Origin of the sequence: Streptomyces sp. NBC_01276 (assembly GCF_041435355.1) — a bacterium.
Classification (GTDB): Bacteria; Actinomycetota; Actinomycetes; order Streptomycetales; family Streptomycetaceae; genus Streptomyces.
In genome coordinates this window covers 59731-80268 of sequence record NZ_CP108443.1, presented here as the reverse complement: position 1 = coordinate 80268, position 20538 = coordinate 59731, and the positions used below count along the sequence as shown (strand labels likewise).

At 69.2% G+C, this 20538-nt stretch carries 22 protein-coding genes and 5 pseudogenes; 13 read left to right on the top strand and 14 right to left on the bottom strand.

Going from position 1 to position 20538, the window contains the following annotated elements; all coding sequences use genetic code 11:
- Positions 1-220: 220 nt before the first annotated feature.
- Positions 221-943, bottom strand: a complete 723-nt coding sequence (locus tag OG295_RS37545; protein WP_331737914.1) for a hypothetical protein — start codon at positions 941-943, stop codon at positions 221-223.
- Between the two features lie 139 nt (positions 944-1082).
- Here OG295_RS37545 and OG295_RS37540 point away from each other — a divergent pair.
- From OG295_RS37540 to OG295_RS37525, 4 genes and pseudogenes are all read left to right on the top strand, one after another.
- A pseudogene (locus tag OG295_RS37540) lies at positions 1083-2062 on the top strand (IS5 family transposase).
- A gap of 67 nt (positions 2063-2129) precedes the next feature.
- Positions 2130-2894: pseudogene (locus OG295_RS37535) on the top strand (IS5 family transposase).
- Positions 2895-2966: 72 nt separating this feature from the next.
- Positions 2967-3626 carry a hypothetical protein gene (locus OG295_RS37530; protein WP_371681457.1) on the top strand — a complete coding sequence of 220 codons (660 nt, stop codon included), beginning with the start codon at positions 2967-2969 and terminating at the stop codon, positions 3624-3626.
- A 343-nt stretch (positions 3627-3969) separates the two neighbouring features.
- Entirely contained in the window at positions 3970-4107 is a 138-nt protein-coding gene (locus OG295_RS37525) for a hypothetical protein (protein ID WP_371681537.1), read from the top strand.
- A gap of 113 nt (positions 4108-4220) precedes the next feature.
- Here OG295_RS37525 and OG295_RS37520 read toward each other — a convergent pair whose 3' ends face one another.
- From OG295_RS37520 to OG295_RS37500, 5 genes are all read right to left on the bottom strand, one after another.
- Positions 4221-4952 carry a DUF6193 family natural product biosynthesis protein gene (locus OG295_RS37520; protein ID WP_371681456.1) on the bottom strand — a complete coding sequence of 244 codons (732 nt, stop codon included), beginning with the start codon at positions 4950-4952 and terminating at the stop codon, positions 4221-4223.
- Positions 4953-5827: 875 nt separating this feature from the next.
- Positions 5828-6220 carry a hypothetical protein gene (locus OG295_RS37515; RefSeq protein ID WP_331737903.1) on the bottom strand — a complete coding sequence of 131 codons (393 nt, stop codon included), beginning with the start codon at positions 6218-6220 and terminating at the stop codon, positions 5828-5830.
- Complete coding sequence (locus OG295_RS37510; RefSeq protein ID WP_371681455.1) at positions 6213-7061, bottom strand: heavy metal-binding domain-containing protein; 849 nt, start codon at positions 7059-7061, stop codon at positions 6213-6215. Before OG295_RS37510 ends, OG295_RS37515 begins: the two co-directional genes overlap by 8 nt.
- Position 7062: 1 nt before the next feature.
- Positions 7063-7914 carry a heavy metal-binding domain-containing protein gene (locus OG295_RS37505; protein WP_331737901.1) on the bottom strand — a complete coding sequence of 284 codons (852 nt, stop codon included), beginning with the start codon at positions 7912-7914 and terminating at the stop codon, positions 7063-7065.
- A 225-nt stretch (positions 7915-8139) separates the two neighbouring features.
- The gene (locus OG295_RS37500; RefSeq protein WP_331737899.1) at positions 8140-8814 is read right to left on the bottom strand and encodes a hypothetical protein; all 675 of its coding nucleotides are present in this window, start codon (positions 8812-8814) and stop codon (positions 8140-8142) included.
- Between the two features lie 801 nt (positions 8815-9615).
- Here OG295_RS37500 and OG295_RS37495 point away from each other — a divergent pair.
- The 3 genes and pseudogenes from OG295_RS37495 to OG295_RS37485 all read left to right on the top strand — a co-directional run.
- Entirely contained in the window at positions 9616-9831 is a 216-nt protein-coding gene (locus tag OG295_RS37495) for a hypothetical protein (protein WP_331737895.1), read from the top strand.
- Positions 9828-10139, top strand: a complete 312-nt coding sequence (locus OG295_RS37490) for a hypothetical protein (RefSeq protein WP_331737893.1) — start codon at positions 9828-9830, stop codon at positions 10137-10139. The genes OG295_RS37495 and OG295_RS37490 overlap by 4 nt, the downstream gene beginning before the upstream one ends.
- 259 nt (positions 10140-10398) lie before the next feature.
- Positions 10399-10582, top strand: a pseudogene (locus OG295_RS37485) (hypothetical protein); the annotation flags it as partial.
- Here the strand turns inward: OG295_RS37485 and OG295_RS37480 are convergent.
- Positions 10572-11144, bottom strand: a complete 573-nt coding sequence (locus OG295_RS37480) for a TetR/AcrR family transcriptional regulator (protein ID WP_331737892.1) — start codon at positions 11142-11144, stop codon at positions 10572-10574. The pseudogene OG295_RS37485 and the gene OG295_RS37480 sit on opposite strands and share 11 nt — an antisense overlap.
- A gap of 91 nt (positions 11145-11235) precedes the next feature.
- Between OG295_RS37480 and OG295_RS37475 the strand changes: the two genes are divergently transcribed.
- The gene (locus tag OG295_RS37475; protein WP_331737891.1) at positions 11236-11514 is read left to right on the top strand and encodes an antibiotic biosynthesis monooxygenase; all 279 of its coding nucleotides are present in this window, start codon (positions 11236-11238) and stop codon (positions 11512-11514) included.
- 263 nt (positions 11515-11777) lie between these two features.
- Positions 11778-12311, top strand: a complete 534-nt coding sequence (locus OG295_RS37470; RefSeq protein ID WP_371681454.1) for a hypothetical protein — start codon at positions 11778-11780, stop codon at positions 12309-12311.
- A gap of 296 nt (positions 12312-12607) precedes the next feature.
- On the opposite strand, the pseudogene OG295_RS37465 reads toward OG295_RS37470, so the two are convergent.
- From OG295_RS37465 to istB, 3 genes and pseudogenes are all read right to left on the bottom strand, one after another.
- Positions 12608-13053, bottom strand: a pseudogene (locus OG295_RS37465) (transposase); the annotation flags it as partial.
- A 104-nt stretch (positions 13054-13157) separates the two neighbouring features.
- Positions 13158-14165, bottom strand: a complete 1008-nt coding sequence (locus OG295_RS37460) for a DUF2278 family protein (protein ID WP_331737886.1) — start codon at positions 14163-14165, stop codon at positions 13158-13160.
- 997 nt (positions 14166-15162) lie between these two features.
- Positions 15163-15891: an IS21-like element helper ATPase IstB gene (gene istB / locus OG295_RS37455; RefSeq protein WP_331737884.1), complete on the bottom strand. Its 729-nt coding sequence runs from the start codon at positions 15889-15891 to the stop codon at positions 15163-15165.
- A gap of 124 nt (positions 15892-16015) precedes the next feature.
- On the opposite strand from istB, the pseudogene OG295_RS37450 reads away from it, so the two are divergent.
- Positions 16016-16192: pseudogene (locus OG295_RS37450) on the top strand (isochorismatase family protein); the annotation flags it as partial.
- Between the two features lie 962 nt (positions 16193-17154).
- Here the strand turns inward: OG295_RS37450 and OG295_RS37445 are convergent.
- The 3 genes from OG295_RS37445 to OG295_RS37435 are packed head-to-tail and all read right to left on the bottom strand — an operon-like array spanning position 17155 to position 18364.
- Positions 17155-17733 carry a hypothetical protein gene (locus OG295_RS37445; RefSeq protein WP_331737880.1) on the bottom strand — a complete coding sequence of 193 codons (579 nt, stop codon included), beginning with the start codon at positions 17731-17733 and terminating at the stop codon, positions 17155-17157.
- The gene (locus OG295_RS37440; protein WP_331737877.1) at positions 17730-18101 is read right to left on the bottom strand and encodes a hypothetical protein; all 372 of its coding nucleotides are present in this window, start codon (positions 18099-18101) and stop codon (positions 17730-17732) included. The genes OG295_RS37445 and OG295_RS37440 overlap by 4 nt, the downstream gene beginning before the upstream one ends.
- Complete coding sequence (locus tag OG295_RS37435) at positions 18098-18364, bottom strand: hypothetical protein (protein ID WP_331737876.1); 267 nt, start codon at positions 18362-18364, stop codon at positions 18098-18100. The genes OG295_RS37440 and OG295_RS37435 overlap by 4 nt, the downstream gene beginning before the upstream one ends.
- Positions 18365-18420: 56 nt before the next feature.
- On the opposite strand from OG295_RS37435, the gene OG295_RS37430 reads away from it, so the two are divergent.
- The 3 genes from OG295_RS37430 to OG295_RS37420 all read left to right on the top strand — a co-directional run bounded on the left by OG295_RS37430 (position 18421) and on the right by OG295_RS37420 (position 19644).
- The gene (locus OG295_RS37430; RefSeq protein WP_331737874.1) at positions 18421-18615 is read left to right on the top strand and encodes a hypothetical protein; all 195 of its coding nucleotides are present in this window, start codon (positions 18421-18423) and stop codon (positions 18613-18615) included.
- A gap of 414 nt (positions 18616-19029) precedes the next feature.
- The gene (locus OG295_RS37425; RefSeq protein ID WP_371681453.1) at positions 19030-19218 is read left to right on the top strand and encodes a hypothetical protein; all 189 of its coding nucleotides are present in this window, start codon (positions 19030-19032) and stop codon (positions 19216-19218) included.
- Between the two features lie 102 nt (positions 19219-19320).
- Entirely contained in the window at positions 19321-19644 is a 324-nt protein-coding gene (locus OG295_RS37420) for a hypothetical protein (RefSeq protein WP_331737872.1), read from the top strand.
- Positions 19645-19653: 9 nt separating this feature from the next.
- Here the strand turns inward: OG295_RS37420 and OG295_RS37415 are convergent, their stop codons facing one another.
- Entirely contained in the window at positions 19654-20439 is a 786-nt protein-coding gene (locus OG295_RS37415) for a transposase (RefSeq protein WP_331737870.1), read from the bottom strand.
- Positions 20440-20538: the final 99 nt, after the last annotated feature.

Below are 20538 nucleotides of genomic sequence, written 5' to 3'. Positions count from 1 at the left end.
CACGAATAAGCCAAGGTCGGAGCGGGCGCAGCACCACAACACCCGGCAGACACGACACCCGTGATGGTCGTCGATCCGCTGCCGGACCGGGAGGGGCATTGCCGCTCCGGCCGGCCAAGGGGAGACCCGCGTACGAGGAACGCCGCCACCGGCTGTCGCGGTCAGTGAATCTGAGCAGTCGTCATGACGGGTTGGCGAGGTGTGCTGTGCACGGTGTGGTCTATGCCTGAGGCGCGGGAGGTTTGCTGCCGGTAGCGAGGGCTGCGCGGAAGGTGCGGGTCGTCGCGGCGGCCGTGTTGAGGTCTGTCTCGTGGGGGAGGATGACCGCGCCTTCGGAGAGTTGGCCGCCCCAATAGCAGTAGGCGGAGGGTACGGGGTCGCCTCCTTCGTGGGGGACCTCGCCCCGGGCGCACCAGATCCGGCCGTCCGGCCCGTTCTCGCCGAACGGCTCGGGGCCTTTCTCTCCGCCCGGCGTTTGGGCGGTGTGGATCAGCCGCTGGATCGTCCACACGGGATCGGCGGTCGCGGCGCGTACGTACAGGACCGCGGTCGGTGCCGATTCACGGGTCGCGGTGTAGAACCAGCGGTCGCCCGGCATCAACGGCGGCCACTGGGCGTCGGCCTGGTTGGCTTCGGGACCGGTGAGCAGCCGGAGGCGGCCTGCCCACTCGGGCGCCGGTCCGGGCCGGACCCGGGGATACTGCGAGACGGCCTGCTCGGGCTTGGCCGGTCCGGTTTGGCGGGCTTCCGCGACCGCCCACGTACCGCTCGCGACGGTCGCGGCCATCATGCCGGCGATCACGGTCCACCGCCGGTGTGCCGAGCCCTGCCTCCAGCCCCGGGTTCCCCACCACAATGCCGCCAGCACGACGGCGCCCAGGACCAGGGGCCGCGCCACCCGGCCGGCGTCCGACACCTCGGCGGCGGTGAGGAGTGTCTTCATGCCGTGCATCGTAGGAAGCGCGGCGCGGCTGCTCCGCAGCGGGTCGGCTCCGGGGCTGGGGGTTAGGGCCTGTGTGATGTCGTGATCAACTGCTGGATTGTGCCCTCTTCGCGGGGTGGAATCCGGTAGGACTGTGATGGTGACGCGCAGGCAACTCACCCATGCCCAGTGGAAATTCATCGAGCCGTACCTGCCGATCGGTAGGTACGGGCCGTACCCGGAGCGGCTGCGGGAGCAGTTCGAGGGTGTGATCTGGCGGTTCCGTTCCAGTGGTCAGTGGCGGGAGATGCCTGTCGAGTTCGGCCCCTGGGCCACCGTGTACGGACGCTTCCGCGTCTGGCGGGACGCCGGTGTCTTCACTGCCCTGCTGGAAGGCATGATCGCCGAGGCAGCCCGGGCGGGAAGGACGGACTTGTCGCTGGTCAGCGTGGACTCCACCACGGTCCGCGCCCATCACGACGCCGCAGGGCTCCGCGTCAGCAAGCACCTCATGAAGGCCCTGGAAGAAGCCGTGGAGGAGCAGGAGGCAGCACGGCAAAAGGGGGCGGCACGGAGGGACAGAACGGACAGGAAGCACGCCGGCGCATCCGGCGCAGACGTAGGCTCCGTTTGAGGGAAGCCTTGCTCGGCAGGTCCCGGGGCGGACTCACGAGCAAGATTCATCTCGCCGCGGACCGCAGGTGTCGTCCGCTCGCACTGGTGTTGACCGCAGGGCAGGCCGGGGACAGCCCGCAATTCATCCCCGTGCTCGAGAAAGTGCGGGTCCGCCTGCCGGTCGGCCGTCCCCGCACGAGGCCCGCCGCGGTCGCCGCGGATAAGGCGTACTCGTCCCGCGGCAACCGCGCCTACCTGCGCAGACGCGGGATCAAGGCCGTCATCCCGGAGAAACGGGACCAGGCCGCCAACCGCAAGAAGAAGGGCGCAGGAGGCGGCCGGCCCCTCAGCCACGACACCGACCTCTACAAGCAACGGAACACCGTCGAGCGTTTGATCAACAAGCTGAAAGCCTGGCGAGGCATCGCCACCCGCTACGACAAAACCCCGGACAGCTACCTCGCCGGACTCCACCTCCGCGCCGCGATGATCTGGATCGACGACCTCCTCAAAGCCGCCGACTGATCACGACATCACACAGGCCCTAGGGCCTGTTGCGAAAGTAGATCTTGTTCGTAGACGATCACTTGCTGTGGGACGTGGTGATCTGACGAATGGCCAGTGGGCCCGGCTTGAGCCGTTGCTGCCGCAGGGCGTCAAGCCGGGTCGTCCGCAGGTGTGGAGGCGGCGGCAGCTGATAGACGGCATACGGCGGCGGACGCGGACCGGCGCCCCATGGCGTGATGTGCCGGAGCGATACGGGCCGTGTGAACGTCGACTCCACCGTCTGCCGGGCCCACCAGCACGCCGCCGGGGCGGCGAATAGGGGGATCTCCAGAAGGAGCCGCCCGGCGGAGTGTCCGTCGAGCCGGCCGACCACGGCCTCGGGCGCTCCTGCGGCGGGCTGACCACCAAGATCCATCTTGCCGTCGAGCAGGGACAGAAGCCGGTGTCAGTGGTGATCACGGCCGGGCAGCGGGGCGACTCACCGCAGTTCAAGCCAGTGCTGGAAGCGATTCGGGTGCCCCGGCTGGGTCTCGGCGAGCCGCGCACGCGGCCGGACCGGGTACGGGCCGACAAGGCGTACGACTCCTACAGCAACCGCTCCTACCCGCGCAGACGCGGGATCAATGCAACGATCCCGGTCCCCGTGGACCGGGTGCGCAACCGGCTCGGGAGCGGATCGCGCGGCGGCCGTCCTCCGAAGTTCGACAAGGACGACTACAAACAGCGACACGCGGTCGAGTGCGGAATCAACCGGCTCAAGCGGCATCGGGCCGTCGCTACGAGGTACGGCAGACCCGCCGTCCGCTTCGAAGCGACCGTGCTGGTCGCAGCCATCGACGAATGGCTCTGACCAGTCCGGTCTGCGGCAGGAAACCCCAAAAAACACGTGGGGAGGATCCGCCTCACCTGCCACCCTGGCACGATGCTGCTCAAACTGACCGGCTCCAGCTGCTCGGGCAAGACCACGCTCGCCAACGCCGTGGGCGAACGACTTGAGAAGGTCGTCGTGCACGACTTCGACGAACTCGGCGTGCCGGAAGGCGCCGACCGTCAATGGCGCAACCGCATGACCGAGATGTGGGTGCGTCGCGCGCTGGAGTACCAGGACCGCGGGCTTGATCTCCTGCTGACCGGCCAGTCCCCGCTCGGGGAAGTCCTGGCGGTGCCTTCGGCACCACTGCTGGACGGCATCGCGGTATGCCTGGTCGATGTGTCCGACGAGATCCGGCGCCGGAGACTCACCCACCGCGACCCCGGCCGGTGGGACCCGCCGGCGGTCGACGCCTTTCTCGGATGGGCCGACTGGCACCGCAAGCACGCGCGGGACCCCCGATACCGACCCGACGTCATCATCAACGACAGCTGGCCGGAGATGGCCTGGCAACACTGGACCGAGTGGACGGCCGACGACCGGCGATGGTCCACCCACCTGATCGACACCACGGACCAGCCCATCACGGACTCCGCAGACCAGGTCACGCAATGGGTCGCCGAACAACGCGAGGCCCTCCGATCCGGCCGCCTCGCACTGTCACGAGGCTGGCCAGACCAGACATCCTCCGAGGCCGACCCCACCTCTTGATCCACTTTCGCAACAGGCCCAGTCGACGGACGCTTCGGCCCCCAGGTGACCTGTGAGAGGATCCGACTCATCGGCCGTGTGCCTTCGCAGCTCGCACTGGAAATGGAAGCCCAGCCCTCCTGCGCCGGCCGGAGAACCTCACCGAGACGGAGCACCTTCGGCTCAAGGCCGTTCTGGTCCACTGCCCTGAGCTGGACGCTCTCAACGGTCACGTCCGGTCCTTCGGGCAGATACTCACGGAGCGCCAGGGCGAACGGTTGCCGCAGTGGCTCGATGCCGTCCGGCGAGACGACCTCCCCGGCCTCCACACACTCGCCGCAGGCATCGCCGCGACCGCGACGCCGTGATCGTCGGCCTCACCCTGCCATGGAGCTCGGGCGTGGTCGAAGGACACGTCAACCGAATCTGGATGCTCAAACGCCAGATGTTCGGCCGCGCCGGCTTTCTCCTCCTCCGCAAGCGCGTCCTGCTCTACTCGTGAACCACAGGTCAGACCGTTGTGGATGGCCAGTTCGATTTCCCCGTCCGAGACCGCCTGATGGGGAGCCAAATGGCCACGGGACCGGTGACGGTCAGTCACCTGGTTCGGGCTCGTCATCCATCTTGTTCGGCGGTTCCCGCGACGGCCGGACCGAGATCGGTGGGGAGGTGGCGTACTGCCAGGGCGACGGCTTCCTCGGCTGTGGCGGCCTCGCCGAGAACGTCATCGGAGAGCGGACGCCTCTGCACACGGAATGGGCTGCCACTGTGCGACGGGACGATGGCCACCTCATCGCGGAACGGGTATCCAGTGCAGGAGCTGAAGCCGAGCGTCCAGTGGCTGGAGAAGACATAGAGCTGTCGCAGCCGTGGTGCTGCATGAGCCGCTTCCACGAGTTCGCCGAACCCTGTGAAATCCGGCTCCTCGGCCGCCTGCTCCCGCATTGTGCGCCACTGCAGCTCCACCACCGCGGCCGGCCCGCGTTCGTGAGCTTCGGCGCGCTTGCCGGAGCGCAGAAACGACAGCTCCGCCCGCAGCTCCCGCAGGCTCCTGCCCTGCCCCCAAGCCGCTCCGGCCCTGACGACATCCGCCAGGTCGGGCGTGGCTCCGGTGATGAGTTCGACTCCGCTACTCCAGCCGGAGACACCGAACCAGCGGCTCTCCGCCCCGATGTGAACGGATAGCGGCTTGCGCTCAGGAACCGACGAGGCGATGCCCGCCGAAACGAGTGGGCCCCGATCGCCGGGTACCACTGTGAGATCGGCACCGAGTTCGGCCGCCAGCTGTTCCAGCGCTGCGGCCAGGCTGCCCGCAGCAGCCAGATCAGGGTAAAGGTCAGAGTCCACCTCCATATTCTGCCGTCGCGATGCCACCAGGAGAACGGCGATCAGACGTCGCAGCGAGGCCGTGGGCACGTGACTCCGACGGTCCGTTGCTCACGGCCTGGGGAGCCGTTGACATCACACTCAGTCAGCCCCCATGGAAAGTGAGCCAGAGCCACGGCACGTTTTGGCCACCGTTCCTCACCGAAGAGGAGCGGAGTACAGCACGTTTCGAATGACGCTCCCCGCCAGCTGGGCGTCGTCGTGGACGGCGGCGCGGCGGAAGGCGTACGCCAACGACCTCGGGCAGCCGTCTTCACTGGTCGCGATACCGGCTCGTTCGAACAGGAGCAAGGCGGACCAGGATCCGGCGCAGTGGCTGCCGGCGGCGCCGGACGCGCTGTGCCGGTACGGGGCGGAGTGGACGGCGATGAAGCTGCGCTGGGGTTGGCCGTCGATGAGGCGCAGCCGGACCGGCTGCTGGACATCGCGGCAGGCTGCGGCGGTATGGACGTGGAGTTCACACCGGCCTCATGGACCGGGCGACAACGGGCTGGGGGCCGGGCGCTCGGGTCAGTGACCCGGCCCGGCTCCTGCTCCGCAACCGCTCCCGCTGCCGAGACCATCGGCGATGGCCGCGCTTTGCAAGCATGCCGCGGCGGCTGCGGTTGCGGCTGCGCTGCGGGGGCGCGATGAGATTGCCAACTGTGGAGGAGCTGTGCCAGGCGGCGCCAGAGGCGGGCATCCGGCCGGAGGCCGTCTATCACCGCCGTCGTGCCGACCATGCGTTCGCCCGCCGCACCGACCAGCACAGAACGGCCCGCTGACCGGGGGCTGGTCGGCGGCACTGCTCGTACGGGGCCGCCCGCGTCCCGGGGCCCCCGGGAGGCCGTTCCGCTTCAGGTCAGGAAGCGTTCCACCGCGGTGCGGGCGCGGGCGTTCGAGGCGGCTGCTTCGGACAGGGCGTCCGCCAGGGCGGCGAGCCAGGCGTCCAGGCCCACCGGGCGCCGGGACAGGACGACGTCCCGCACCTCGTGGCGGATCTCCGCCGTCGTGCGGCCCTCGTGCGTGGCCAGCGAGAACCGCAGGTCCCCCAGCAGGACGCCCACTTCGGCGACCGTCCCCGGGCGCCCGGCCAGCCGCTGCCCGACAGAGCGCCGGCGCACGACCCGTACGGCGCCCGGCGGCAGCGCGTCCGACAGCTTCGCCGTCAGCACGGCCCCGTAGAGGTCCAGGTCGGCACTGTCGCGGCGCAGCGCCGCGGCGAGCAGTTCGACTTCCGCGTCAGCCATCGAGGCCCAGCACCAGGGTCGGCTTTTCGATCACGTGGTCGTCGCGCAGCGGGCGCACCGCCGTCCCGACCGCGAAGAACTCGGTGGTGTGCCCGCCCCAGTTGTGCCCGTGCTGGCGCAGGTCGACCGCCACGATGCCCTCGGCGTCCAGGGCCTCGCCCTCCGCCTTCATGCGGCCCATGGCCAGTCCACGGGCGTCGTACAGCGCCTGGGTGAACGGTTCGATCTCGACGTTGCGGCCGACGGAGCCCAGCGCCTGCGTGAACCGCTGGTGCGCCACGTGGTAGACGCACGACCCCATCACGAGGTCCACGGGGGCGTACCCGGCGCGGACCAGCGTCCAGAAGTCCTGGCCGGAGAGGTTGGAGGTGAACGGCCGGCCCTTGTTGTTCAGCCAGGTCCCGGCGGGTCCCGGGTCCGCGCCGTCCGCCTTGACGGCCGTGCCGACCGCGATGAACTCGGCGACGTCCGAACCGAATTCCTTGAACTCGATGTCGAGCCGCACGCCGACGATCCCGTCCGCGCCCAGTGCGCTCGCCTCCGCCTCCATCCGGCTCATCGCGAGTTCGCGCGCGTGGTACATCGCCTGCGAGAGTTTGGTCAGTTCCTGGTTCTTCGTCCAGCGGCCCAGTTGGATCCCCACGTGGTAGACGGAGGAGCCGAGGACCAGGCCCAGCGGCCGGAAGCCGGCCTCGCGCACGAGCAGGAACTCGTTCACGGTGAGGTCCGAGGTGAAGAAGGCGCCCCGCTCGCCGTCGGACGGGGGCTGCGCGAGCCGTCGCATCGCGTCCTGTGCGGCGGCCTCGGCGGCGGCCGGGGCCGGACCTGTTCGCTCGGTCATGTCAGTACTCCCGCTCCAGTCTCATGAAGGTCAACGGCCCGGGTCCGGCGGGCTGCGCGGAGCGGCCGAACCGGGCGATGGCGGTGCCGACGAACGCCGCCTGCGCGCTGAGGTCGTGCGCGTAGCCGTAGGTGCTAGCGCACTCGTCCTTCCCCAGGGTCAGCTCCGTCCGGCCGACGACGACCCCCTCGCCGCCCGCGGCGGCCGCGTCGCGGGCCAGCCGGGTGCGCGCCTCGTGGCGGGCGCGGTTGACCAGCAGGGTGTAGCCGTCGACCTCCTCGTTCGGGGCGGTCCAGCGGGTCCTGCGGGTGGTGCGCCAGTCGTCGTGGCGGGCGTAGACGGCAAGGCCGAAGGCGAGTCCGGTGGGCACCCAGCCGGAGTGGATCAGCCGGGCGAAGTCCTGGCCGCCGAGGTGGGAGGTGAACGGCAGGCGGGGCCGGATCCGTGAGCGGGCGCGGACGGCGGTGCCCCGTACGGTGCACTCGAGGTCCCCGAACTGCATGTGGTCGAAGTCCAGGCTCACCCCGACGATCCCGTCCCCGCCGAGCGCGCGGCATTCGTCCACCGCGCGGATCAGCGCCCGTTTGCGGGCGGTGTACAGCGCCTTGGCCAGGGGTTCGTAGGTGGAGGCCCAGCGGGAGGGCTTCGGGTGACCGTCGGCGGACGGGGCCGGCCACGCACCGGGGCAGCCCCAGGCGCCCGTGTAGCCGATGGCGAAGACGGTGGTGCCGAGGACGTGCCCGAGCGGGTCGAACCCGGCGGAGGTGACGGCGGCGAGCTCCGGGGCCGACAGGAAGGAGTTCCAGGTACTGGCACCGGTCTGCGCCGGACCGTCGTCGTGCGGGTGTGTCATCGGCCTCCGCGCCATCGCCCTTCCGGCTCTCGGCGCCCGGCTGTGCGGCGGACGCGTGTGCGTGCGTGTCGTCGTGCACGGCACGTCGCGCGGACTGCGGCGCACCGCCGGGCAGTTTATCGGCGTGATCATCCGAAAGGGTGAAGATCGTGAACTTCGGCACGCGGGCGCGGCGGCCCCCCGTCCGGGGCGGGACGGGGGGCCGGGTCATGCGCGGGCGGTGGCTCAGCGTTCCTGGACGAACGTGCCGCCCGTGCGGGACCCCTCGGAGCAGGAACGCTTCTCCGCGGCGGTCATCTGCCGGCTCTTCACCACGACCGCGTTGCTCTTGCCGTCGGTGCCGTTCTGGACCGGGCCGGTGATGGTGTCCTGGAAGTACCAGTAGTAGTGACCCCACTTGGGGCTGTCGTAGTGGGTCTGCCAGGTGCCGGAGACCTTCTGCATCACCTGGGCGCGCGAGATCCAGCCCACTTCGCCGGGCTTGACCGTCATGTTGAGCGAGCTGCTCTCCGAGTGGGAGCTCGACCAACTGTGACTGTAACTCGCGGTTATGCTCAGGTCCACGATGCCCGCGATCTTGCCTCCGGCGGTGACGGAGACGCCCAGGGAGTCGGTGGATCCCACCGTGTCGTCCCACGTCATCGCCTGAGTGGCGTCCGACGTGCTGCAGTTGAAGAGGGAGTTCGACACCTGCCGGAACTCGCCCAGGTACGCCTCCTCGAGCCGGGGCGAGTTGAACGTGCACTTGCCCTCGCCCGAGGCGCAGTCCGCCATGAGCAGCTGCCGTGTGGGCTGGTCGGCGGCCGACGCCGGAAGGGTGGCCGCCGCCGCGACGGCGCAGGCCGCGATCGTCATGGTCAGCGCGCGGGCTGCGTAGCGCCGGACGCGGTTCGTTGTCATCGTGGAGCCTCTCGCCGTACTGGGGGGGGCCGGTGAACCGCCGTACGGCGGCGGCGCATCCCACCACCACCGACCGCACGTTCCCTCACCGCCTGTTGCTCCTGAGATTCTCCGGGCCGGTACGAGGCCGACGGCGTAAATCAGTCACGACGAAGACCGCGTGATCGTCACCGGGGACCTGCCCGGCAGGCCGGCGACGCGCCTGTTGCGGGGAACTGGGACGGTGGTCCGGCCGCCAACATCGGAATCTGGCGCCCCTCCGAGGCCCGCTTCCACCTCCGCAACGACGACGGCACGGTGACCTACCCCAACTGGGGCCAGCCCAGGTGACCCTTGCTCAACCCATGCCCGGCACTCCCACCAGCGGAGTGCCGGGCGGTGCGGACTCCGCTCCCGTGACTGAGCACCCATTTTGCGGGCGGCGCCGCGGGGTCCGATCGGTGCCGGGGTGGCGGCGGAGCGGCTGACAGAGGCTTTGGGGGAGCCGTTGCGGTGCCATCCGCGGGTGACCGCGGCGGCGGTCGGCCACCTCGTGAGAGCCGGTCTCCTCGTCTACCTCGGCGGCGCCCCGGAGTTCCCCGACGCCCACCCGGACCAAGCGGCGGCTCTCGCCCGCCGCCGGGACCTGCCCGCCCTTCTGGACCGGCACCGCAGGATGTGGGAAATGAAACGGAACGCGAAGTCGGACACGGTCGGGCGAATACGGTCCCTGCTTGACGAACCGGAGTGGTACGAATTCGGGCGCAACGACGGTTCCGACATCAACGCGGCGGCCGGGCGGCCGGCTTCGACGCAGACACCTTGATCAAGGGCGCCTCCCTTGGAGAAACGCCGCTCACCGGGGATGACGACCAAGGCGATCAGATCACGATGCGCGTCGGCATCGAACTCTACGAAAAATACGGCGACAGCCTGACCGAGGAACAGCTCCGGCAAGGAATCAACGACACGATGGACCAGATGGAGCCGGCGCAGCGCAACGGAGAGAACGTCCCACAGGTCAGGAACCGCAAGTGACGCGGGGACAGTGGGGCTGCGCGGTCGCCCCCGTGGCCGGTCTGGCTACCGGCGTGCTCGGGTCGTTGTTGCTGGCAGCCGCCTGGCGGGCGTGCGACGTGGGGGTGAACGGCGCCGCCAACGGGCTCGCACTGATCTTCTACGGAGCCCTGCTCGCGATCGCGGCGGGGGTGTGGTGGGGGGTGCTCATCGGGTATGCAGGACGCTGGAACCTCACGGTCGCCCTCCTGGGCAGCGCGGCCGGCGCAGCGGTCATGGTATGGATCTTCGTGGCTCTCCTCCAGGTTCCCAACGGGTACCGCTGCTGACGAGGCTGCATCCGACGCGGTGATGCGCCGAGCACAACGCCAGTCGCGGCTTCCGGCCCGGGTTGGCCGGTGGGGCGTCCCTGTGACGGAGGCGCCCCCGACGGGTAGGCAGGGGAGGGATACGCGCCAGCCCGTGGTCGGCACTTCTGGGTAGGCCTTGGCAATTCCCGCGCGCGTGGTCCCTTCCCCTGGCGCGATCCCAAGAATCCCACCAAACATCCCATCCCGGGACGAAACATCGGACGAAAACGACCTCCAAGCGCGCAGGAACGAAGTCGAAGGGCTGATCAACCGGTTCAATACCTACCGGGCCGTGGCCACACGCTTCGACAGGAGGGCGTACGTCTTTCACGGCACCGTGACCGTTGCCGCTACGTCTTTGGCTCCGCCCCTCACTCGCCGGACAATCCCAGATCGAGGACTGCTCGGGATTCAGGGGTTGAGGATCAGGCTGGCGGCACGGTCGAGAACCTCGGCCCGGGTGCGCCCTTCATGGTCGGCGGCGAGGGAGTGCTGTCCGATCGCCATGCAGAAGGCGATCAGGCTGCGGGACTCGACCTCGTCGGGATCAGCGCAGAAGGTGCCGATCATCTCGCGCAGCAGGGCCATACGCCGGTTGTCCACCCGCCGCAGGCGCTCGGAGACCGCCTGGTCACGCCGGGCCCAGTCGCGGACCGCGAGGTCGATGGGAAGCAGCCGGTCACTGGAGAAGGTCAGCACGCCCGCGCGCCGGATCTTGGTCTTGGGGTCGCCGCCCTCTCGCTCGACCCGCTCGATCACCTCGTCGGTGCTTTCCCGCTCCCAGGTGTCGAGCATCGCTTCCAGCAGAGCGTCGCGGTCGTCGAAGTACCCGTAGAACCCGCCCTTGGTGACGCCGAGCCGCTTCGCCAGCGCCTCGACCCTGACGGCGTCCGGACCGCCGTCGGCCAGCGCCCGCAAGCCTTCCTCCACCCATCTGTCGCGCGGTGTCCGGGGAGTGCTCACGATGTGTCCCACCTCACTCATCCACCGAATATACGCAACCGTACATCCGGTCTAGCCTTACTTATACGCAAGCGTATAACGCCTGCGGCGATCCCGAGCGAAGGAGAGCATCATGAAGATAGGAATGGTGGCGTACCACTATCCGCATCCTGCCCACCGTGATGAGTTCATCTCGCGCGTCCACCAAGTCCGCAAGGTCATGCTGCGCACACCGGGATGTCTCTCGGGTGAGTGCTGGGTGTCCGGCGACGCAGTGATCTCGATCGTGCAGTGGGAGTCCGAGGAAGCACGGATCGCGGCGCTCGCCGCCGTTCAGGAAGCGGGAGTGGACGTCACCTACGACGAGCGGGAATCACGCCCCCGCACGATCGTTGCGCTCGAAGCGGCCTGACCCACTCCACCACCTGCCCGGCCCGTCCGGTGGCGGATCAGGCCGGAGGGGCCGCGGCGGATCGGCGGCGGGCTCCGGTGCTGGGATGTTCAGGAGGGTCTTGCGGGTGATGCGCAGGTTTTCGGTCTCCGCGTCGAGTTCGCCGAGGCGGGCGGTGAGGTCCTCGATGGACGCGCGGAGCTGCCGGGCCTGGGCAGTGCAGACTCGCCGGCGTCTTTGTCCCTGGATGACAGCGCAATTCCCAGGAAGGTGAAGGACGTCTCATGCCGAAGCAGGGCCCCGAAATCCGGGAGCGGAGACGAGTGCGCACCGGAACGTTGCCAAACGTGCCCCGGTGGGCGCGGATTTCGGCCCATCTCGTGCCCATCATCACACTGCCTTCCGGGCTGTGGCGGATCGCTCTGGTCGCGGGGCTCCCGGTGGACAACAACGGCCCCCTTCTCTGGTGGGAACCGGTGTACATCACCTCGCTGACCCTCGTCTCTGAAGGCATCGCGCTGCTGACACTCGGTCTCATCCAGCCGTGGGGTGAGACCGTGCCCCGCTGGATCCCGTTGCTGGGCGGACAGCGGGTCGCCCCATTGGCAGCTGTTGTACCGGCGCTGCTCGGTGCGGCAGCCTTGATCGCAATCACGACCTACGGCGGACTCGTTGCCATCTTCGGCTCCAGCCCCTCCATGGGTTCGCCGGCTAAGGACTGGTTGCTGGCTGTCTGCTACGCACCGCTGTTGGCCTGGGGCCCGTTGGTGGCAGCAGTCGCCATTTCCTACTACCGCCGCCGGCGCGTTCAGGCGTAACAGCCACTTCATAGGGCGGTTCGTGCATGTCCATTTCCGGGTGAGACTGGGGCATGGCTGCTGGTAGCGGTGCTCGGTCGGCTACTGCTTCCTGGTGAAGCTGCCGGCGTCGACCTCGGGTGCTCGGGCAAGTCCGGCGAGCCGGCCCGGGCAGGGATCCGGTCGGCGAGGGCAGTGACGGTCTTCCGGGTGATCGCAAGGTGTTCGAGGTGGGTCTCGGCCTCCCGCAGCCGAACTTGCAGTTCGTCGATCTGGGTGCGGAGGCCGTCGGCCATGGCCCGGGCGGCGTCCTCCTGGATGCCGAGCACGTCCACGGCCAGGCCCCGCTTGCGCCCCGGCACCCGTTTCCCGGCGTCCCGGCCGGTCGTGGCGGCAGGAACTCCGGCAGCCGCGTGGACACTCTGCGTGTCCAGCACCACCAGGGCCGGGTCCTCTAATCGGCGGGCCCCCTCACGGACCTGGCAGCGCAGGAGCTCGTGGATGGCCTGGTCGGTTCCGTCGTCCCGCCAGGCGGCGTAGTAGTAGTACGTCGCACTCTTCTGCGGCAGATCGTGCGGAGATAGGTCCACTGGCAGCCGGTCCGCCCCTGATGGAGGATCGCGTTCACGATCTCCCGCATCTCGTAGGCGCCCTGATGGCCACTGACCGAGCGATGCCGGCCCTTCCACGCCGTGATCACCGGCTCGATCAACGACCACTGCTCGTCCGATAAGTCACTCGGATACGGCTTGCGTTCACTCACCCCCGCCACCCCAACAGGCCGCAGGCGGCGGACCAGAGGATTCCGCCCCCGCCTCATACCATTAGGCGACGACAGAATCACTCAAAGAGTCACGAACCTCTCTCTCAGAAGGTGATGGTCTGTCCCTCACGTTCGGCTTGTCGCGCGGTGTAGGCGACGCCGTGGACTTTGAGGCCATCCGGGTTGAGGAGGGTGATCGTGCCGCCTTGGTTGTCCAGGTGGAATCCGTTGCCGCCCGTGATGGTGAGGGTGGTGCCGGGCTGCAGCAGGCCGACGGGGAGCGGGAGGGTGTGTTGGCTGCGGTCGGCGAGGTGCCAGCCCTGGAGGTTGACCGGCGTGGGGGAGGCGTTGAGCAGGGTGACGGTTTCGGCTGCGGGTGCCGAGCTGGTGGGGTTGACCAGTGCCGCCATGATCCGCAGGGGTTCCTCGCGGTCGCGGGGGCGGGGCGGGGCCGTGTCGATGGGGTGGCCGGTGGTGTCGTCGGTGTGCCAGGCCTGGGACTGGAAGGCAAGGAAGACCCCGACCCAGCGGTTTTCGGCGGGTAGGTGTACGAGCAGGGCGCCGTCCTGCCAGATCCCGTTGTCGGAGCGGAACTTTCCGCTGTTGCCTTGGTTCATGTGGATGTCGTGGACACCGTTGCCGGGCCGGAACCCGAACACCTTGTCGGGAATGTTCGCCTCGGGGCCGAACCGTTGCCCGAACACGTACAGGGTGGCGGTGGGGTCGGCGATGGCCCGCTGCACGTAGTGGTCGAGCAGGTCGGCCAGGTCGTTGTCGGCGCCCTCGAGGTCGGGCGGGAGCAGTCGCATCGAGGCGGGATCGAACAGGTTGCCGCGGATGAAGTCCAGGCTGGCCTTCCCCGGTTGCGATGCCAGAGCCGTCCATCCGCTGCCGGCTGGCGGGAGCAGCTCGGTCACCGGGTGGCGGAAGTCGTCGTCAGCCAGGTACAGCAGCTCCGAGGGTGCTTGCTGGGACTCGACGTTGACGGCGGCCCGGTAGTGGGTGCCGGCGTTGTCGGTGAGGTGGATCTGGTAGTGCGGGGTGTCGCTGGATCCCTCCCGGCGCCGGTCGACTGCGCGGGCGGCCAGGACACCGTATTTTTTCAGTGGCATGGGTCATCCTTCGGATGCGGTGGGAGCGGCACGGCCGGGGTGTGGTCGTGCCGACGGGGGCGGGAAGGGGGACGGCCGGGAGGACTTCGGCGCTTGGCAGGTCCGCCAGATACGGCACCGTGTTTCACGGGTAGCGGAGGGTGGCGAGGCCGGGGGCGTGGTCGGAGGCGGGTTTCTCCCGGCCTGCAGTGGGGTTGCCGCTGACGGAGGCCACAGGGTGTACGGCCCCGGTGGAGGCGTGCTCGACGCGGGCCAGCAGGGCATGGCTGACCTGGATGCTGTGGCCGATGAGTTCTGGTTGGCCGCGTACGCAGCCTCGTCCTCGGGCCTGCAGCGGCCACCGGTCCCGTAGAGGTTGTCCACGTTCCAGTCGCAGATGACCGCCATGTCCCACCCCCGTCGCTCGCGCAGGCAGTCCTGCCGACCGCCGATCCTCCTCACGGATATCCCCCGACCGCGCCTGGGCGGGACACAAAATCGCCCAATGTTCACCCGCCTTGCCCTGCGGCCCCTCTGGGTCGTAGGCGACTCGGCCGCACTTCAGGGTCGACGGGAAGTCCGGCTTGGCCGTCTTCAGCCAGCTCTTGAAAGGTCACCTGGCTGCGTAGGTCGGGAAGCGAGAGCACTTGTCGGTGGGTCCCAGGATCACTCGTCGTCCAGAGGGCGCAGGAATGTTGTTGAGAAGTAAGAGCACCGGAAGTGGTTCGGGCTCTCCTTGATCACGTGCCAAGGCAGTCCGGCCCGTGGCAGGATGACGGCATGCTGATCCGAAAGGCCGATGCCGCGTAGGCGTCCGAAGGGGCTGCGCGCGAAGCGTTGGCGGCCCAGAAGAGGTATTCCGGTTCGCCGGATCCGTCTCATCGGCAGGCTCGATGCCGAGTTCGACCGCCGGACTGTCCCCCTCAGCCCTCACCTCGTGCTGGCAAGCCCGTGGGGCGCGTGTGGGTGGTGGCGTCAGCGCTTCCTGGAGAACTGAGGGGCTGAGGGCCCTCGCTGCTCAGCCGGCCGCCTGCTGCTGTTCGGCGCGGGCGCGGGTGGTGGCGAGCCGGTAGGAGTCGGTGCCGGTCTCGATGATGTTGCCGCCGAAGGTGAGGCGGTCGACGATGGCAGCACAGAGACGTGGGTCGGTGAAGGTCTTGGTCCAGCCGGAGAACGACTCGTTTGAGGCGATGGCCACGCTGTTCTTTTCCTCCCGCTCGGTCAGAACCTGGAAGAGGAGTTCGGCGCCGCGGCGGTCGAGCTCCATGTAGCCGAGCTCGTCGATGCACAAAAGGTCAACGCGGCAGTAGCGGGCGATGGTTTTGGTCAGCTGCTTTTCGTCGGCGGCCTCGACCAGCTCGTTGACCAGCTTGGTCGCGAGGACGTACTTGACCCGGTATCCGGCCATCGCTGCTTCGGTGCCGAGGGCGATCAGAAGGTGGGACTTCCCGGTGCCGGAGTCGCCGATGAGGCAGAGCGGCAGGCTCTTCTTGATCCATTCGCACTTGGCGAGGGTGTGGATCACGGCCGCGTCGATGTTCGGGTTGGCGTCGAAGTCGAACTTGCGGAGGGACTTGTCGCGGGGGAAACCGGCGGCCTTGATGCGGCGTTCGGAGCGGCGGCGGCCCCGGTCGTCGCATTCGGCGAGGAGGAGTTCGGATAGGAAGCCCAGGTAGGACATCTGCTGGCGTTCGGCAGTCGCGGCGAGCTCGGGGAACTGGGACCGGATGGTCGGCAGCCGCAGCATTCGACATGCCTGGTCGACCGCCGCGGTGGCGGGCTGCTCGGTCAGTCCTCCGGAATCCGAGCCAGATGCGTCAAGGCTCCTCCAGGCGTGTGCTCGCCGGTGTCGCAGCCTCGCGAGGGCGGCGATTTTCACCCCCCATTGCGTGAAGGCCACCGCGCTGGACGGCATCCGGGCCGGCTTCACTGTGTGAGTCCTGTTCGATTACACCGCGGGAGTCGCCGCGGAGACCACCCGATCGGCCGTCGATGAGATGAGGCGGGCGGGCGTGCATCTGAGCGGTCAGCCGGTCGTGCTCTCCTGACGCGGCGCGGGGTCGCCCGGGGCAGCGGATCGCGTTGATCCATTCCGGCACCAGGGGGCCCTCGCCGCCTCGGGCTGAAAGCACTGGCGCGTCGCCACAGGGAGAAGCGACAGGCGAGTGCCTGGCCGGGAATCACTCCCCGTCAGGCACTCGCCTGCTTGCGCTCCTTGTCGGTGGATATCCGAGGGCCGAGGGTGCGGGCGGTGGCCCAGTCGTCTTCCTCGACGCGTCGGCCGGTGCCGATGGTGGTGCGGCCTCCGTTGCAGAGGTGGAGGGTGCCGTCGTTGCGGGTGAGGTAGAGGTCGGGGAGGCCGGCGCCGTTGATGTCGGGGGTGCCGCGGAGGAGGGGCCAGGTGGTGCTGTCCCAGCCGGTGGTGCCGTAGGTGAGGCCGCGATGACGCGATGCGGCTCTGCGAGGAGCTGACGCGGGATCCTGACGAGCGCGTCGCCCTGGGGGCTCGCGAGCTGCGTTGGCCGGGTGGCGAGGCGCGCTCGACGTGCGGTGGTGGAGCGGCGGGGCGCGGGCCGGTGGGTCCGCAGGCCTCCGCGGGGGCTGGGCTGGGCTGTTCGTGTGAGGGAGAAACGATGCCCTGGCCCGGCGTGATGGGGACACGCCCGCCGGGCCCGCGACGCTCTTGGCGTTCGGTGTCCGTACTTGCGTTCAGGTTCGACCGTCCTGCCTGTGTCCGGTGGAGGCGGTGGCGGAGGTGCGCGCACGCCCCATCAGCTCCCGGGGGACTCGAGGGCGGGAAAGGATTTTCATGCGCGTTCGCCCCCGTTGATCGCTGCCGCTGTCGTCGTCGCCTCCGCGGGGGCGGCCTTCGCCGGGGTCGCGGTGGCGGCCGATCCGACCGCCACCGCGAAGGCCCCCTACGCCCAGGCCGCCGAGTCGTCAAGGCCGACGGCACCGTCGCCCAGCAGACGAACACCATCGCGTCCGTCCGCAAGACGGCCGTCGGCCGCTACTGCGTGGTCCTGGCCCCGGAGATCGATGCCGCCCACTCCGTTCCGGTGGCCACCGTGGGCAACGGGAGCTTCGGCACGATCCTGGTGGCGCAGAACAACTCCGCCTGCGGCAGTATCTCGCTGTATGTCCTCACGGCCATCGGCAGCGCCTCCCCGGGACCAGCCGTTCTTCCTGGTCGTTCCCTAACCCCGCTCCCGCGCGCGGCGTCCTGGCCGCATGTTCCGCGCCCGGGTACCGCAGAGTGCGGGGCGTCCCGCGGCCCTTGGCGCTGCGGGACGCCGTCGGCGGCTCTTACAGATCGGTGTACGGGGGGGATGACGCGGACGAGGGCGATCAGGTGCAGGCGGGGCAGTGGCAGGGCGTAGAACCAGCCGTCGGCCAGGAGCGGGATGCGGCGGAGGCCGCCGGGCACGCCTCGGCGGGAGCCTTCGCCGACTTCGGTGACGTCGACGCCGACGTCGGCCAGGGCGACGAGCTCGTTGGCCAGACGCTCCACCTCGGACACGAGATGGGCGGGCAGGCCTTTGACCACGTGCTCGGCGTCAGGGTCGTACTCCCACCGCCAGCGGCTCAAGACTCCCCACCATGCGGCAGCCCGGCCTCGGCGGCAGCCTTGTCGAGGATCTGCCCGATCTCCGCGGCGATCGCCTGCGCCTGCGCCAAGTCGGTGACCTCGCCAGCCCGCGCCTCAAGGAAGCGCAGCCGGGCGGCCTGCCGGGGGTGACGTTCGACGGCGACGTGCACGGCCCACTGGCGCAGGAACCTGCGCATGGGCGCGGAACTGACCTCCTGACGCGCGCGGGCCACGGCCTCGGCCCGCTCCGCGTCGAAGGTCGCGACCGCATCCGGGGCGATCCGCGAGAGAGCCGCACGGAGCTCCTCGGCGCGGGCGGCCGGCTGGGGCAGGCCCGGCTGGTGGGCGGGTTCGGGGGCGGTGCTCATGCCGCGTCCTGTTCGGTCTGCTGGCGGCGGTGGGCGGCGGTCAGGGTGGAGACGTGCTGGCGCGACCATCCCACGCGGGCGGCGACCGCGGCAGGTCCGCCGCGCCCGTGTCCCGCGGCGATCCTCCCGGCGGCCTCACCGAGCGCGGAGCGCGCCTGCTCCAGCGCGGCCGCGCACGCTTCCACGTCACGGGCGAGCCGGTCGAGCTCGCCCGTTTCCGTCGCGGTCAGGTCGACGCGGGGCACGGGAGTGGAAGTCGTCATGGAAGCGACCCTGCCCCACCCCGACCGCAAACGCAAGCGCGATTGACAAAAGAGGTGTGTGGCAGACGTCGCCGACGGACACGGTGAAGGACGCCCGCCGCATGGAGGTCATCGCACTGCGCACCGGCTACCGGGCCGCGAACGATGCCGCTGATGAGGGCCCGGAGACGGTGGCGGCAGCCCCCGGGCCGGACGTCGGGCGGACGCGCTCGTTCCTGGCACGGTTGGGAGGCTTCAGCCCCCGCAGCTGACCAAGCGCCGTTCTGGCGTGGGTGCGGTACGCGCCCGCCGGTCCGCCGCTGGTCACTCGCCCGGGCGTAACGGAACAGCCAGGGGTGGAGGGCGCACCCGCTGTGGTGGGCGAGTTCGGCTCCCTGTCCGGCCGGCCTGCGGGGCACAGCCGCGTGGCAGGGGGGGAGTGGCCCACCACGCGGTCCTGTACGCGGGCGCGGGCGCAGTGGCTATGACGACTTCTTGGGGTTCTGGTCCGCTTTCCGTGGAGGTTCACGGATCGTGATGTCAGTGGTGTGTGGTGGGATGGCCGGACTCTGCTGTTGATCTACTGGGAGACCGTCGTGACGTCTTCGTACTCGTCCCTGACTCGTGCCTTGGCCGAGGCTTTGGTCGATGTCCTGTGGTTCATCGAGGGCAGTGAAGACGAGCACATGGATCAGGACGATGCGGTCAAGGTCATGGAGGGCGTCGCCCACGTGGTCAGTACGCTGTCGAGTGATCAGCAGCAGGAGCTGATCGCCCTGCTCGGGGCGATGGCAGCTGCCGAGACCAACCCCGCTCGCCGTGAGTTCCTGGAGGAGTTCCCGGAGGGCTTCGGGCTCGTCGACGATCTGTCCTGAAGGGTCTCGGCTTGCTGTGCAAGGCGGCACCAAACCGTGCCGCGGCGGTTGATCCTCCACCCAGACTCGTCACCATGAACTCGACGATGTTGGATGGGCTGCATGGTGAGACGCAAGAAGGAGAAGAAGAGGCGGCCCGCCTGGGGCGTTCCGAAGGGGATCTTCCTGTTCGCGACGCCGGAAGGCTGGCGCACCAGCGTCCTCACCGAAAGCGGAAATCTTTGCGGACGGCTGGACGTGCCGATCAACACCGACCCGCCAGACGCGCGGGCTGCGGCGGCGGTGATGGTGACGGAACTCGCGCACGACTTCCACGACACCGAGGTGGAAGTGAGCTGGGATCCGCCCCAGGAGCCTTGGTCATGGACCGCCCAAGTCACCCTCGCCGCCGAAAATGAATCATCTTCGCCGGACGCCGAAGGCTAAACAGCAAGTTCAGGAGTAGAGCAGGACCCGCTTGCGGAGGAGTTCGAAGCCTGCGCGGCCGAACATCTGGCGCTTCAGCACCTTGATGCGGTTGACATGGCCTTCGACGACCCCGGAGTTCCACGGCTGCGAGAGTCTGGCAGTGACGGCATCGAGGTCGCGCTCCAGATGCCGGGCGAATCGCTGGAGGCTGGGCAGGTCGGCGGCGGTTGCCGCTCCGATCCATGCCGGCAGTCGATGGCCTTGCAGCTGGGTCAGCATGTGTGCGAAGGAGCGCACGTGCTCGGCAAGTGCGTCGAGTTCAGGACAGTTGGCCAGCACGGCCTTGAGCTGGAGCCGGTCGCTCTCGGCCAGGGCGTCGGGGTGGGTGAGGATCCAGCGGGTGACGGCGCGGGCGGATGGCGGCCGGGGGCCGACCGGCTGGGGCTTGCCGCGTAGGTTCCGGATGACGTAGGCGCGGACGTTGCCGTAGCCGCCCGGGTAGCCCTGTGCCTTGATCTCCTCCCACAGTTTCCGGGCGTTGGTGCAGCCCTCCTGCCATCGCTGGTCGAGGTAGGGCTTGTACTCGTCCAGCTTGGTGGGACGACTTTGCCACTGACCGGTGAACAGTCGCCCCGGCTCGGTGGCGCGGGAGAATCGGAGAACGGTGTTGAGGCCCATGCCGAGCTGCCGGGCGATGGACCGCTTGCTGTGACCGGCGGCCAGCAGCGCGTGGACGGTGGCGTGCTTGGCGCGGGTGCGGTCGGCGAACCGATGGCCCGTTGGCCACGGCGAGGACGCGGGAGACTCCGACACCTGGTTTGGCTCCTGCGGTGACTCAGGTGCGGGCCGGAGGCAGACGCGGTGCCGGTAGACGCATTCCTCGGCGGCTTCGCCGAGGTTTGCCAGAGGTGC